General features: G+C 67.8%; 11 protein-coding genes. 4 read left to right on the top strand and 7 right to left on the bottom strand.

Going from position 1 to position 13,048, the window contains the following annotated elements; genetic code table 11:
- Positions 1-2: 2 nt before the first annotated feature.
- From pdxA to ACN8ZM_RS14615, 3 genes are read right to left on the bottom strand one after another with little or no spacing between them, the layout of a single operon-like run.
- Positions 3-992: a 4-hydroxythreonine-4-phosphate dehydrogenase PdxA gene (gene pdxA, locus ACN8ZM_RS14605; protein WP_420210205.1), complete on the bottom strand. Its 990-nt coding sequence runs from the start codon at positions 990-992 to the stop codon at positions 3-5.
- Between the two features lie 11 nt (positions 993-1,003).
- A complete protein-coding gene (locus ACN8ZM_RS14610) occupies positions 1,004-2,362 on the bottom strand; it encodes a peptidylprolyl isomerase (RefSeq protein ID WP_089451246.1) in 1,359 nt (452 codons plus the stop codon).
- A gap of 51 nt (positions 2,363-2,413) precedes the next feature.
- Positions 2,414-4,774, bottom strand: a complete 2,361-nt coding sequence (locus ACN8ZM_RS14615; RefSeq protein ID WP_089451247.1) for an LPS-assembly protein LptD — start codon at positions 4,772-4,774, stop codon at positions 2,414-2,416.
- A gap of 223 nt (positions 4,775-4,997) precedes the next feature.
- On the opposite strand from ACN8ZM_RS14615, the gene ACN8ZM_RS14620 reads away from it, so the two are divergent.
- Both ACN8ZM_RS14620 and murU read left to right on the top strand, forming a co-directional pair.
- Positions 4,998-6,047, top strand: a complete 1,050-nt coding sequence (locus tag ACN8ZM_RS14620; RefSeq protein ID WP_301768879.1) for an aminoglycoside phosphotransferase family protein — start codon at positions 4,998-5,000, stop codon at positions 6,045-6,047.
- Between the two features lie 31 nt (positions 6,048-6,078).
- A complete protein-coding gene (gene murU / locus ACN8ZM_RS14625; RefSeq protein ID WP_420210206.1) occupies positions 6,079-6,798 on the top strand; it encodes an N-acetylmuramate alpha-1-phosphate uridylyltransferase MurU in 720 nt (239 codons plus the stop codon).
- A 224-nt stretch (positions 6,799-7,022) separates the two neighbouring features.
- Here murU and ACN8ZM_RS14630 read toward each other — a convergent pair whose 3' ends face one another.
- Positions 7,023-8,894 carry an ABCB family ABC transporter ATP-binding protein/permease gene (locus tag ACN8ZM_RS14630; RefSeq protein ID WP_043190616.1) on the bottom strand — a complete coding sequence of 624 codons (1,872 nt, stop codon included), beginning with the start codon at positions 8,892-8,894 and terminating at the stop codon, positions 7,023-7,025.
- Positions 8,895-9,068: 174 nt separating this feature from the next.
- On the opposite strand from ACN8ZM_RS14630, the gene ACN8ZM_RS14635 reads away from it, so the two are divergent.
- On the top strand, positions 9,069-9,464 hold the full coding sequence (locus ACN8ZM_RS14635) for an acyl-CoA thioesterase (protein ID WP_043190612.1): 396 nt from the start codon (positions 9,069-9,071) through the stop codon (positions 9,462-9,464).
- 36 nt (positions 9,465-9,500) lie between these two features.
- Here the strand turns inward: ACN8ZM_RS14635 and ACN8ZM_RS14640 are convergent, their stop codons facing one another.
- Positions 9,501-9,983 (bottom strand): nitrate reductase associated protein, encoded by a 483-nt coding sequence (locus tag ACN8ZM_RS14640; protein WP_043190609.1) that lies wholly within the window; start codon positions 9,981-9,983, stop codon positions 9,501-9,503.
- A gap of 115 nt (positions 9,984-10,098) precedes the next feature.
- On the opposite strand from ACN8ZM_RS14640, the gene fdhD reads away from it, so the two are divergent.
- Positions 10,099-10,929: a formate dehydrogenase accessory sulfurtransferase FdhD gene (gene fdhD / locus ACN8ZM_RS14645; RefSeq protein ID WP_420210207.1), complete on the top strand. Its 831-nt coding sequence runs from the start codon at positions 10,099-10,101 to the stop codon at positions 10,927-10,929.
- 51 nt (positions 10,930-10,980) lie between these two features.
- Here fdhD and ACN8ZM_RS14650 read toward each other — a convergent pair whose 3' ends face one another.
- Together ACN8ZM_RS14650 and ACN8ZM_RS14655 are read right to left on the bottom strand one after the other, a co-directional pair.
- Positions 10,981-11,748, bottom strand: a complete 768-nt coding sequence (locus tag ACN8ZM_RS14650; protein WP_420210208.1) for an enoyl-CoA hydratase — start codon at positions 11,746-11,748, stop codon at positions 10,981-10,983.
- A gap of 92 nt (positions 11,749-11,840) precedes the next feature.
- Positions 11,841-13,040 carry an acetyl-CoA C-acyltransferase gene (locus ACN8ZM_RS14655; protein ID WP_043190603.1) on the bottom strand — a complete coding sequence of 400 codons (1,200 nt, stop codon included), beginning with the start codon at positions 13,038-13,040 and terminating at the stop codon, positions 11,841-11,843.
- Positions 13,041-13,048: the final 8 nt, after the last annotated feature.

The raw sequence follows: 13,048 nt of genomic DNA on the forward strand, positions 1-13,048 counted from the left end.
CGTCAGGCCGCGCGGCGATGGCGCGCCATCGTGACGGCCGTGTCGAGCGCGGCGATCATGCTGCCCGGATCCGCGCGGCCCGTGCCGGCCAGATCGAGTGCCGTGCCGTGATCGACCGACGTCCGGATGATCGGCAGCCCGAGCGTCACGTTGATGCCCTCGCCGAACGTCGCATACTTCAGCACGGGCAGACCTTGATCATGGAACATCGCGAGCACGCAATCGGCATCGGCGAGATGGCGTGGCTGGAACAGCGTGTCGGCCGGATACGGGCCGCGCGCGTCGATGCCCTGCGCGCTCGCGCGGGCCAGCGCCGGCGAGATCACGTCGATCTCCTCGCGGCCGAGATAACCGTTCTCGCCCGCGTGCGGGTTCAGGCCCGTCACGAGGATGCGCGGCGCGGCCAGACCGAAGTCGCGCCGCAGGTCGCGATCGATGATCGCGAGCGTCTCGACGAGCCCGTCGACCGTCAATGCGGCCGACACGTCCTTGAGCGGCAGGTGGGTGGTCGCGAGCGCGACGCGCAGCGGCTTGTGGCCGGTACCGGCCAGCATCATCACGACACGCGGCGTATGCGTGCGCTCCGCCAGGTATTCGGTATGGCCGGTGAACGGCACGCCCGCATCGTTGATCGTGCTCTTCTGCAGCGGCGCGGTAACGATCGCGTCGTACCGGCCTGCCAGCGCGCCGTCGATCGCCGTGTCGAGCAGCCCGAGCACGTACGGGCCGTTCGCCGCGTCCAGCTTGCCCGCCTGCGCGGGCACGGCGAGCGCGTGATGCGCGACCGACACCGGCCCGCCACCGGCCAACGTGGCCCGGTCGGCGCCGACGGCCGCCGCCCGCGCATCGAGCAGCGCCGCATCGCCGAGCACGGTGAAATGCGCGTCGGGCCAGCGCTGCGCGGCATCACGCAGCGCTTGCACGGTCAGCTCCGGGCCGACCCCCGCCGGTTCGCCGGTGGTGATTGCGATCTGCAGCGCGGGCGTGGTCATCTGATACTCGCTCAGTTCGCCGGACCGGCGCCGCCGAACTTGTACTGCACGTACGACGAATCGCGCAGCTCACGCAGCCAGTCGGCATACGCCTGTTCGGCCTTGCGCTGGCCGATTGCCTGACGCGCGATGTCCATCTGCTGCTGCACCGAGCCTTCCGCTTCGCGGCGGCTCAGCACCTGGATCAGGTGATAACCGTACTCGGTACGAATCGGCTGGCTGACCTGGCCGTCCTGCAGGTTGTTCATCGCGCGCTCGAATTCCGGCACGGTCTCACCCGGGCTGATCCAGCCGAGATCGCCGCCCTGCGACGCCGAGCCGTCCTGCGAGTAGGTACGCGCGAACTTCGCGAAATCGCCGCCGGCCTCGACCTGGCTGCGGATGTCGGCCAGCTGCTGGCGTGCCTGGCCTTCCGACTTGCCTTCGCCCACGCGCAACAGGATGTGGCGCACGTGCGTCTGAACGATCTTCGGTGCCGCGGCGGACGCGCCCTGGCTCTGGCGACGATCGACGAGACGCACGATCTCGAAGCCGTCCGGCACGCGGATCAGCGTCGGGTTGACCTGGCCCGGGCGCAGCTTCGATGCGGCGTCGACGACGTCGGCCGGCAGCGCGCTCGGCGACTTGAAGCCGAGGTCGCCGCCCTTCTTCGCGTCGTTCGCTTCCGAATTGTTCTTCGCGAGCTTTTCGAAATCGGCGCCCGACTTCGCCTGCTGCAGCAGCGCATCCGCCTTCTTCTGCGCGGCTTCGATGTCGGCCTGCGGCGCGTTGGTCGGCGCCTTGATGAAGATGTGCTGGAAGCGCAGGTCCTGCTGCTGCGACGCGTTCGGCCCGCGCTGGCTCGCGATGTAGTTCACGACCTCGGCGTCCGATACGGTGATCTTGCCGTCGACCTCGCGCTCGCGCAGCTTCGACAGCATCAGTTCGGTGCGCGCGTCGCTCGTGAAGATGCTCCAGGGCACGCCTTGCGCCTCGAGACGCGCGCGGTACTGCTCGAGCGTCATGCCGTTCGCCTGCGCGAGGCGCTGCAGCGTGGACTGCACGGTCGCGTCGTCGATGCGGATCCCGTCGTCCTTGGCCTTCTGCACCTGGATACGCTCGAGCACCATCTGGTTCAGCACCTGCGCACGCAGCTGGTCGACCGGCGGCACCGGCGCGTTCTGCTGCTGCAGCCGGCGCGCGATCAGGCCTGCACGCTGGTCGAGTTCGCGGCCCGTGATCACGTCGTTGTTGACGACCGCGACGACTTCGTCGGCGAGCTGCGCACCTTGCGAACCGAGCGCCTGCGCCGCGGCCGGCGCGGCGGCGAGCAGTGCGGCGGCCGCAGCGAGGCTGGACACGACTGCCGCGAAACGAAGGGTTTTCTTCATTGCCACTGGAACTCCATTGAAATCGTGCTGACCGGTGCAGACAAGCCGGCGTTACTCGTAGTTGCTGAAGCGGGACATCGGCGGCGGCGCCGGCGGCAGCGGCGTGTAGCCCGGCACACCGGCACGGAACGCGGACACGAGGCCGTTGTCGACCGTCGACAGGCCCTTGAGCGTCAGCTGCATCATGACTCGCGTCGACGAATTCTGCTGTCCCGACGAATTGATGCCGTTCGCAAACCGCTGCACCCCGACCCCGAGCGCCCAGCAATCCGCGTCGTATTGTAAGCCGACCAGACCGTCGATCACGCGATTGCCGGCGATGTCGTAGTTGAAGCGGCCGATCGCATACAGGCTGCGCGTGAGCGGCCATTGCGCGGACACCAGGAACTGGTTGATCGGCTGGTTGTCGAGCGTGGTGTTCGATCGCGTATAGCGATAGCCGACGTTGATCACGCGGCGCTCGCCCGGGCTGTAGCCGAAACCGACACTCGACTTCACGAGCTGGTTGTTGTTCTGGTTGTACTGGAACGCCGTCTCCGACATGAAGCCCGAGCCGAGCTTCAGCGCGGCGCCGACGATCAGGTCCGAGTGGCGCGCCTGTGCAGCAGCCTGCCCGGAATTCAGCGTGACGCGCTGATTGGCGAAGTAGTACTGCTGCGCGATCACGAAGCGCGCGCGCTCGTCGCCGGTGCGCGGATCGATGAAGCGCGACGTCAGGCCGGCCGTGATCCGGTTCGCATCGGCGATCCGGTCGTTGCCGACGAACGTGTTCGGCTGGTAGATCTCCGCGAGGCCGAAGTCCGATTCCGCGGTGTCGAACAGCGGTGCGTTCGACTGGTTGCGATACGGCGTGTACACGTAGTACAGGCGCGGCTCGAGGGTCTGGATGAAGTCCTGCCCGAACAGGCGCACCGAGCGGTCGAAGATCAGGCCCGAATCGAAGCTCACGGTCGGGATCGACTCGGTGAAGCGCTTCGGGCTGTTCGGCGTGGTCGACGACAGGTAGTTCAGGTCGTACGACGCGACGTGGTACTGGATCTTCGGCACGACGAAGTAGCCGGGGCCGTACACGCCGTACGCGATATACGGGTTGAAGACGATCCGGTCGCCTTCCGTCGCATCGGCCGTCGTGATGCGGAACCGCGAATAGTCGGCTTCCGCGCCGAAGTCGAAGCCGCCGACGTTGTACTTCGTGTACTTCACGTTCAACTGCGGCTCGCGGCTGTAAGGCGCGATCGACGGCGGCAGCGTCTGCCAGTGCTGGTAGCGCGCGAGCACCGACCACGGGCCGTTGTTGTACGTGAGGCCCGCTTCCTGCTGGTACAGCGTCTGCGTCCCGTTGACGAACTGGTTCGTCGACCCGAGGTCTTCGGGATACGTGTTGTCCGAGACCTTGTTGTAGTAGACGTAGCCGCCGAAACCGCCGCCGAAGTTCTGCTGGTGCTGCCAGTAGATCGCGTAGCGGTTGCGATGCGCAAGCCGGTCATCCGGCAGGTAATTGGCCGTAAACGTGCCCGAATACGACGGCGACAGGTAGCGGAACGTCGCCTCGGCCATCACGCCGCGCCGCGAGATGATGCGCGGCGTGAGCGTCAGGTCGCGGTTCGGCGCGATGTTGAAGTAGTACGGCAGCGACAGCTCGAAGCCGTTGTTCGAGCTCATCGAGAACGTCGGCGGCAGCAGGCCGCTGCGCCGCTCGCCCGACAACGGGAACGTCATCCACGGGCTCGCGAAGATCGGCACGCCCTGGAAGAACAGCACGCCGTTGCGCGCGGTGCCTTCGTCGGCGCCCGTATCGAAGTCGAAGCGGCTGCCCTTGATGTACCACGCGGGGTTCGTCGAGCACTGGCACGCGGTATAGGTGCCGTTGACGAACACCGAGCGCTCGTTGTCGACCATGTCGACGCGCTCCGCGCTGCCCGAGCCGCCCGTCATGTTGAAGTGGTACTTCGGCGCCGTCATGAAGCCCTGGTTCGCCTCGATCTTCAGGTGCGCCTCGGGGCCTGCGAACGACGTACCGCCATTGACCACCTTGACCTGGCCGTACGCATCGGCCATGTCGGTATCCTGATCGTAGTGGATCGCGTCGGCCTTCACGACGGCGTCGCCGCGCCGCAGCTCGGCCGAGCCCTTCGCGGCGAGATCCTGCTCGGCCGTCCCGCTCGTGTGGTCGGCGATCACGAAGGCGGCCGGCTTCGCGCCGTCCTTCAGCGGATGATCCTCGAGCTGGGGCGCGAGACGCAGATCCCACGGCGAGTCGAGCGGCTGCGGCTGCGCGGCCGCGCCCGACAGCTGCGCGTACGACACGGCCGGCACGAGGCCGGGCACGGCCAGGAGCGCGAGCGCGAGCCGCCGTTTGCGCGGCGCCCCGTCACCGGGGAAAACATTCGGGAATAGCGGTTTGGGCGGCATCTATCGTTTGGCGAATCGCCCCTTGTCAACCGCGCCGACGCGGCACATTCACGCACGGCGGGCCGCGCCGTCGCACCGCGACTGCGGCTGAGCGCAAACCGGGGAGGCGATCGGGCGACGGCGCGACAGGCGGCGAGCCGGCACGGCGGAAAGCTGACGCGGGGCGCGTCAAAAAAGTCGTGGGGTATTATATGGCAAGACGTTCCCCCCTCCTCCGAGTTTCATGACGCCCCCATCCGCCGCATCCCAGCCCGACGCCCGCCTCGAAGCGCTCACCGCGTGGCTGCACCCGCTCGCCGAGCGCTACGCACTCGACCTGTCGACCCTCGCGCCCGCCTCGTCGGACGCCAGTTTCCGCCGCTATTTCCGTGTCGCATCGGCCACGAGCGCCGGCGGCACGCTGATCGCCGTCGACGCACCGCCGCCCGAGAAGTGCCGTGAGTTCGTCCAGGTCGCGCAGCTGCTCGCCGCGGCCGGCGACCACGTGCCGGACGTGCTGGCCCACGATTTCGACGCGGGCTTCATGCTCGTGACCGATCTCGGCCGCACGTCGTACATCTCGGTGCTCGATCCGGCCGACCCGGCCGCCGCCAAGCCGCTGATGCGCGCCGCGCTCGACGCGCTGATCCGCTTCCAGCTGACGTCGAAGCCCGACGTGCTGCCGCCGTTCGACGAGGCATTCCTGCGCCGCGAGATGGAGCTGATGCCCGAATGGTTCGTCGGCCGCCACCTCGGCAAGCCCGTCACCGACGCGATGCGCGGCACGCTCGACCGCACCTTCGCGCTGCTGGTCGCCAGCGCGCACGCGCAGCCCCAGGGTTTCATGCTGCGCGACTTCATGCCGCGCAACCTGATGGTCTGCGAGCCGAACCCGGGCATCCTCGACTTCCAGGACGCCGTCTACGGGCCGCTGACGTACGACGTCGTGTCGCTGCTGCGCGACGCGTTCATCAGCTGGGACGAGGAATTCGAGCTCGACTGCTTCGCGTACTACTGGGAAAAGGCCAAAAAGGCCGGCCTGCCGGTCGACCCCGATTTCGGCGAGTTCTACCGCCAGCTCGAATGGATGGGGCTGCAGCGCCACATCAAGGTGCTCGGCCTGTTCGCGCGCATCAATTACCGCGACGGCAAGCCGCACTACCTGAACGACCTGCCGCGCTTCATCACGTATGCGCGCAAGGTCGCGCTGCGCTACCGCCCGCTCGTGCCGTTCGCGAAGCTGCTCGACGAACTCGAGGGCAACGCGCCGGCCGACGTGGGCTACACGTTCTGACCGTTCCGACTCTCCTGACACCCGGCCGAACATGAGCAACACCCTGACCACGGCGATGATCTTCGCCGCCGGGCGCGGCGAACGGATGCGCCCGCTCACCGACACCCGTCCGAAGCCCCTGCTCGAAGCGGGCGGCAAGCCGCTGATCGTGTGGCAGATCGAAGCGCTCGCACGCGCAGGCATCGAGACGATCGTGATCAACCTCGCGTGGCTCGGCGACCAGATCGAGGCCGCGCTCGGCGACGGTTCGCGCTGGGGCGTACGGCTCGCGTATTCGGCGGAGGGCGAAGCGCTGGAAACCGCGGGCGGCATCGCTCAGGCATTGCCGCTGCTCGAGCGCGACGGCCAGCCGGCCGTGTTCGCGGCGGTCAGCGGCGATGTGTACTGCGCGTTCGACTACCGGACGCTCGCGCCGCGCGCCGCCCGGATGGCCGCGCTCGACACGCCTGCGATGCACCTCGTGATGGTGCCGAACCCGCCGTTCCACCCGGCCGGCGATTTCGCGCTCGGCGACGACGGCCGCCTGGCGCTCGACGGCGCCGCGCGCTTCACGTTCGGCAACATCGGCGTGTACGACACGCGGATGTTCCGCGATCTCGCACCCGGCACGCGGCGCGCGCTGACGCCGTACTATCGCGCGGCGATCGAAGCCGGCCGCGCGAGCGGCGAACTGTATGAAGGTATCTGGGAGAACGTCGGCACGCCCGCGCAACTGGGCGAGCTCGACGCGCGGCTGCGCGCCGCGGAGTGACCCGCTGACGGGTCGTCAGGTTGATCGATCCGCTGGCGGGTTGATCGACTGGTCAGTTGGCCGGCTGGTTAGCTGACCGACTGGCTGGTTGGCTGACCGGCGAACTGACCGGGTTGGCTAGACCGTCCAACCGGTCCAGCGCCCGCCGGGCCATCGTGTCGGCCCGACTCCGCCCATCGAGCGAGCCCCCTCCCGCTGCGCGCCTCCGCGCGCAGCACCGCCGCTCACGCGGCCTCGGCCTCTTCCCCGCCCGCTGCGGCGCGCTGCTGCTGCAGCGCCCACATCTGCGCATACAACCCGTCGGCGCGCACGAGTTCGTCGTGCGTGCCGCGCTCGACGATCCGCCCGTGGTCCATCACGAGGATCTGTTGCGCGTGGACGACCGTCGACAACCGGTGCGCGATCACGAGCGTCGTGCGATGCCGCGCGATCTGGTCGAGCTCGTGCTGGATCGCGCGCTCCGAGCGCGAATCGAGCGCCGACGTCGCTTCGTCGAACAGCAGCACCGGCGGGTTCTTCAGCAGCGTGCGCGCGATCGCGACGCGCTGCTTTTCGCCGCCCGACAGCTTGAGCCCGCGCTCGCCGACCGGCGTGTCATAGCCCTTCGGCAAGCTTTCGATGAAATCGTGGATGTGCGCGGCGCGCGCAGCCGCGATCACCTCGTCGCGGGTCGCGGTCGGCCGCCCGTACGCGATGTTGTAATAGATCGAGTCGTTGAACAGCACGGTGTCCTGCGGCACGATCCCGATCGACGCGCGCAGCGAATCCTGCGTGACGTCGCGGATGTCCTGCCCGTCGATCCGGATCGCGCCGCCGGCCTGCCGGTCGAGATCGTAGAAGCGGAACAGCAGCCGCGACAGCGTCGACTTCCCGGAGCCGCTGTGGCCGACCACCGCGGTCGTCGTGCCCGCGTCGATCGTGAACGACACGTCGTGCAGGATCTGCCGCGCCGGCTCGTACGCGAAATTCACGTGCTCGAACCGCACCTGCGCGCCGGATACCGCAAGCGGCCGCGCATCGGGCAGGTCGGCCACTTCCTTCGCGGCCGACAGCAGCCCGAACATCCGGTCCATGTCGGTGAGGCTCTGCTTCAGCTCGCGATACACGACCCCGAGGAAGTTCAGCGGAATGTACAGCTGCAACATGAACGTGTTGATCAGCACCAGATCGCCGAGCGTCAGCTTGCCTGCGAGCACGCCCTGCGTCGCACGCCACAGGATGAACACGAGCCCCGTGCCGATGATCGCCTGCTGGCCGAAGTTCAGCACCGACAGCGAATTCTGCGAGCGGATCGCGGCCTTGCGGTAGCGCTTGAGGTTCTCGTCGTAGCGCTGCGCTTCCCACTCCTCGTTGCCGAAATACTTGACCGTCTCGTAGTTGATCAGCGAATCGATCGCCCGCGAGTTCGCGCGCGAATCGAGCTCGTTCATCGTGCGGCGGAAATGCGTGCGCCAGTTGGTCACCTTCACCGTGAACACGATGTAGGTGACCAGCGCCGCGAACGTCACGTACGCGTAATAGGCCTCGTACTTGACCACGAAGAAGCCGAGCACGAGCCCGACCTCGACGAGCGTCGGCAGGATGCTGTACAGCGAATACGAGATCAGCTGCTGGATGCCGCGCGTGCCGCGCTCGATGTCGCGCGACATGCCGCCCGTCTGGCGCTCCAGGTGAAACCGTAGCGACAGCCCGTGCAGGTGCCGGAACACCTGCAGCGCGAGCTGGCGCACCGCGCTCTCGGTGACTTTCGAGAACAGGATCTCGCGCAGCTCGGTAAACAGTGAAGTCGACAGCCGCACGAGCGCATACGCGACGACCAGCAGCCCCACGCCGCCCGCGAGCACGATGCCGGCCGACTGTTCGGCGCGGCCGATCGCGGTGATCTGCTGGACGTAGGACAGGTGGTCGACGATGCGCTTCATCACGACCGGCACGCCGAGGTTCGCGACCTTCGCGCCGATCAGGCAGGCGAGCGCGAGCGCGACGCGCCATTTGTAGGTGGTCAGGTACGGCAGCAACGACCGGATGGTCTGCCAGTCGTTGCGGGGCCCGGTCGAAGCCGGCGCGGGCTCGCCGGAAGCAGGAAATCGGCGCATGGGGGAAGGATCGGCGGCGGTGCCGGGCGCGTGCATCGGCGGCCGGCTCGCTCACTTTCTCGTACAATTTGCGAACGTTGTATTGTCGCAGAAGCCGCTTCGCGCCGCTGCCGGCGCCCTCGCCGGCCGGCCTGCGCGCGGCGGCCTATTTATTACAGGATGAAAGCCCCCGCCATGACCGATTCGACCCTCGACCTCCCGCAAAAGCAGCCCGCGCTGCGCGTCGTCCCGCAACCGCATGACGCGAACGTCCACGGCGACGTGTTCGGCGGCTGGATCATGTCGCAGGTCGACATCGCCGGCTCGATCCCCGCGAGCCAGCGCGCGAACGGCCGCGTCGCGACGGTCGCGGTCAACTCGTTCGTGTTCAAGCAGCCGGTGTTCGTCGGCGATCTGCTGAGCTTCTACGCGACCATCACGCGCACCGGCAACACGTCGATCACGGTCGACGTCGAGGTGTACGCGCAGCGCATGCGCCTGATGGGCGAAGTCGTGAAGGTCACCGAAGCGACGCTCACCTACGTCGCGACCGGCCCCGACCGCAAGCCGCGGCAACTGCCGCCGCTCTGACCGGCGCGCGCCGCGACCGCGCGGCGCACGGCCGCGTCAATGCGTGGCCGTCAGCCCGAACTCCCGCATCGCGGGCAGGAAATCGTGGTTCAGCTTCGGCTTGCGCGACAGCTTCACCAGCACGTAGCGCTGGAACGGCGCGAGCCGCTGCCACTGCGCAAGCTCGGGCGCCATCAGCCCGGCCAGCGCGCTCTGCTGCACGAGCGACTCCGGCACGATGTCGGTGGCGCGCCAGGTCGGCTGCTCGTCCGGCTGGAACCACGACGGTTCCAGATCGGCATGCGTGCGCAGCATTTCGAACAGCGCGTGATCGAAGTTGGGCTCGATCGCGGTGTCCTCGTCGGCCGGAAAGCGCGCGAGCAGCTTGCGGTCCTCGAGCGGCAGCAACTGCCACTGCTCAAGCGAGATCCGCAGACCGAAACGGTCGAGATTGAAACGCACGATCATCGGAATGTACGTCAAATTTTCCGACGAATCGTGTTCGAAGTTGAATAGCAACGGAGCGTCGCTGAGTCCCATGGTCGTTACCTGACGTGGCGGATGCCGGCGCGGCCGGCCTGCCTGAGGTATTTTAGAACCTCTGCGCGCGGGCGGCGGACACGATTGTCGCCGCCCGTGCTTCGAATCAACGGGAGTGCTCGTGAATCCGACCGAAACAACCGAACCGCGCGGCGCGATCGAATTGTCCGTGCGCCGCACCCGCGGCGGCACCGTCGAAGCCGCGCACGACTACGTGGGCCAGGAATGGCCGGTCGCACTCGTGTTCAACGGCATCTCGCACGCGGTGATGATGTGTACGCCGTGCGACCTCGAGGCATTCGCGGTCGGCTTCGCGATTTCGGAGGGGATCGTCGCGCGCGGCAGCGACATCAAGGACATCGAGGTGATGCTGCACGCCGACGCGCCGCTGCCGCATGCGGAAGTTCATCTGGAAGTCGTGCAGCAGGCGTTCGCCGCGCTGAAAGATCGTCGCCGCGCGCTCGCGGGGCGCACCGGCTGCGGCGTCTGCGGGATCGAAAGCATCGACCTGCTCGACCTCGCGCCCGAACGCGTCCCCGATACGGGCTTTCTGGCCCGCCTCGCGCCCGACGCGCTGACCCGCGCGGCACAGGCGCTGCCGGCCCACCAGGCGCTCACGCGGCTCACGGGCGGCCTGCACGCAGCCGCGTGGTGCGACGCAACAGGCGCGATCCGGATGGCGTTCGAGGACGTCGGCCGCCACAACGCACTCGACAAGCTGATCGGCTCGCTCGTGCTGTCGCGCGCCGACACGACCGACGGCTTCGTGTTCCTGTCGAGCCGCGCAAGCTACGAGCTCGTGCGCAAGGCCGCGCGGGTCGGCATCCCGCTGGTGGCGACGATCTCCGCCCCGTCGTCGCTCGCGATCGAGATCGCGAAAGCGGCCGGCTTGCGGCTCGTCAGCTTCTGCCGCGAAACCGGCCACGTCGACTACGGCACGGCCTGAGCGCGATCGCAGGCGCGCGCCGGCGGCTCGCCGCCGGCGTGGCCTGCTCCGTCAGTCGAACTGACGGAAATCCGGCTTGCGCTTCTCGAAGAACGCCGTCATCGCCTCGCGCGCTTCCGGTGCACGCAGCATCGCGGCGAAGTGGCCCGCTTCCTCGGCCATCCGCGCGGACGTCGCAACACCACCCGTGTCTTTCAGCAGCGCCTTCGTCACGCGCAGCGACGACGCCGGCAGCGCCGCGAGCTTCGCCGCCTGCTTCGCCGCGAACGCGTCGAGCTCGGCGGCCGGCAGCACGCGGTTCACGATGCCGATCCGGTGCGCTTCCAGCGCATCGAACGCCTCGCCGAGTATCAGCTTCTCGGCGGCGACCTGATGGCCCGCCAGGCGCGGCAGCAGCACGCTCGATGCGGCTTCCGGGCACAGCCCGAGCTGCGCGAACGGCAGCGAGAACGTCGCCGTGTCGGCCGCGTACACGAGATCGCAGTGCAGCAGCATCGTCACGCCGACGCCGATCGCGATGCCCGGCACCGCGGCCACGATCGGCTTGCTCGCGCTGCTGATCCGAGCGAGAAACTGGAACACCGACGCGTTCTCGTCCTTCGGCGGCGACTTCAGGAAATCCTCGAGATCGTTCCCCGCGGTGAAGTTGCCGTCGCCACCGCGCAACAGGATCACGCGAACCGCCTTGTCTTCCTGGGCTTCGGCGAGTGCGTCGGCCATCGTCTGATACATCGCCGCCGTCAGCGCGTTCTTCTTCGCCGGGCGCGCGATCGTGATCGTCATCACGCCATCGGCGCGTTCCACTTGAATTTCGGCCACAACCGTCTCCTTTGACTTTCCTCTATCGGAATGAAAAAACGGTGCGCGAGCTCGTGGCCCGCGCACCGTCGTCGCTGTTCGTCCCGCTCCGCTTACAGGCGTTCGATGATGCCCGCGGCGCCCATGCCGGTGCCGACGCACATCGTGACCATCCCGTACTTCAGGTTGCGGCGACGCAGGCCATGCACGACGGTCGCCGCGCGGATCGCGCCGGTCGCGCCGAGCGGGTGGCCGAGTGCGATCGCGCCGCCCATCGGGTTGACCTTCGACGGGTCGAGGCCGAGATCACGCATCACCGCCAGCGATTGCGCGGCGAACGCTTCGTTCAGCTCGATCCAGTCGAGATCGTCCTGCTTCAGGCCGGCAGCCTTCAGCGCGGCCGGAATCGCTTCCTTCGGACCGATGCCCATGATTTCCGGCGGCACGCCACGCACCGCGAAGCTCACGAAGCGCGCGAGCGGCGTCAGGTTGAATTCCTTCAGCACCTTCTCCGACACGACGAGCAGCGCACCCGCGCCGTCCGACGTCTGCGAGCTGTTGCCGGCCGTGACCGAGCCCTTGTTCGCGAACACCGTGCGGAGCTTCGCGAGGCCTTCGATCGACGTATCCGCACGCGGACCTTCGTCGAGCGCGATCTCGCGCGTCTTCACGTCGACTTCACCGGTCGCGAGGTTCGGGAAGCGCTCGGTGATCGTGTATGCGGCGATCTCGTCGTTGAACTCGCCAGCCTGCTGCGCGGCGAGTGCCTTGCGGTGCGACTCGACCGAGAACGCGTCCTGGTCTTCGCGGCTCACCTTCCACTGCTCCGCGACGCGCTCGGCCGTCAGGCCCATCCCGTACGCGATGCCGAAGTCTTCGTTGCGATCGAAGATGTGCGGCGACATCGACGGCTTGTTGCCCATCATCGGCACCATGCTCATCGATTCGCAGCCGCCCGCGAAGATCGCGTCCGATTCACCGACGCGGATGCGGTCGGCCGCCATCGCCAGCGCCGTGATGCCCGACGCGCAGAAGCGGTTGACCGTCACGCCGCCGACCGTCTGCGGCAGGCCTGCGAGCAGCGCGCCCATCCGCGCGACGTTCAGGCCCTGCTCGGCTTCCGGAATCGCACAGCCGATGATCGCGTCCTCGATCAGCTTCGTGTCGAAGCCCGGCACCTGCGCCACCGCCGACTTGATCGCGTGCACCAGCAGCTCGTCCGGGCGCGTGTTCTTGAAGACACCGCGCGGGGCCTTGCCGATCGGCGTGCGGCTGGCGGCGACGATGTATGCGTCTTGCAATTGTTTGCTCATTTGAGACT

Source organism: Burkholderia aenigmatica (genome assembly GCF_048627025.1).
GTDB lineage: Bacteria > Pseudomonadota > Gammaproteobacteria > Burkholderiales > Burkholderiaceae > Burkholderia > Burkholderia aenigmatica.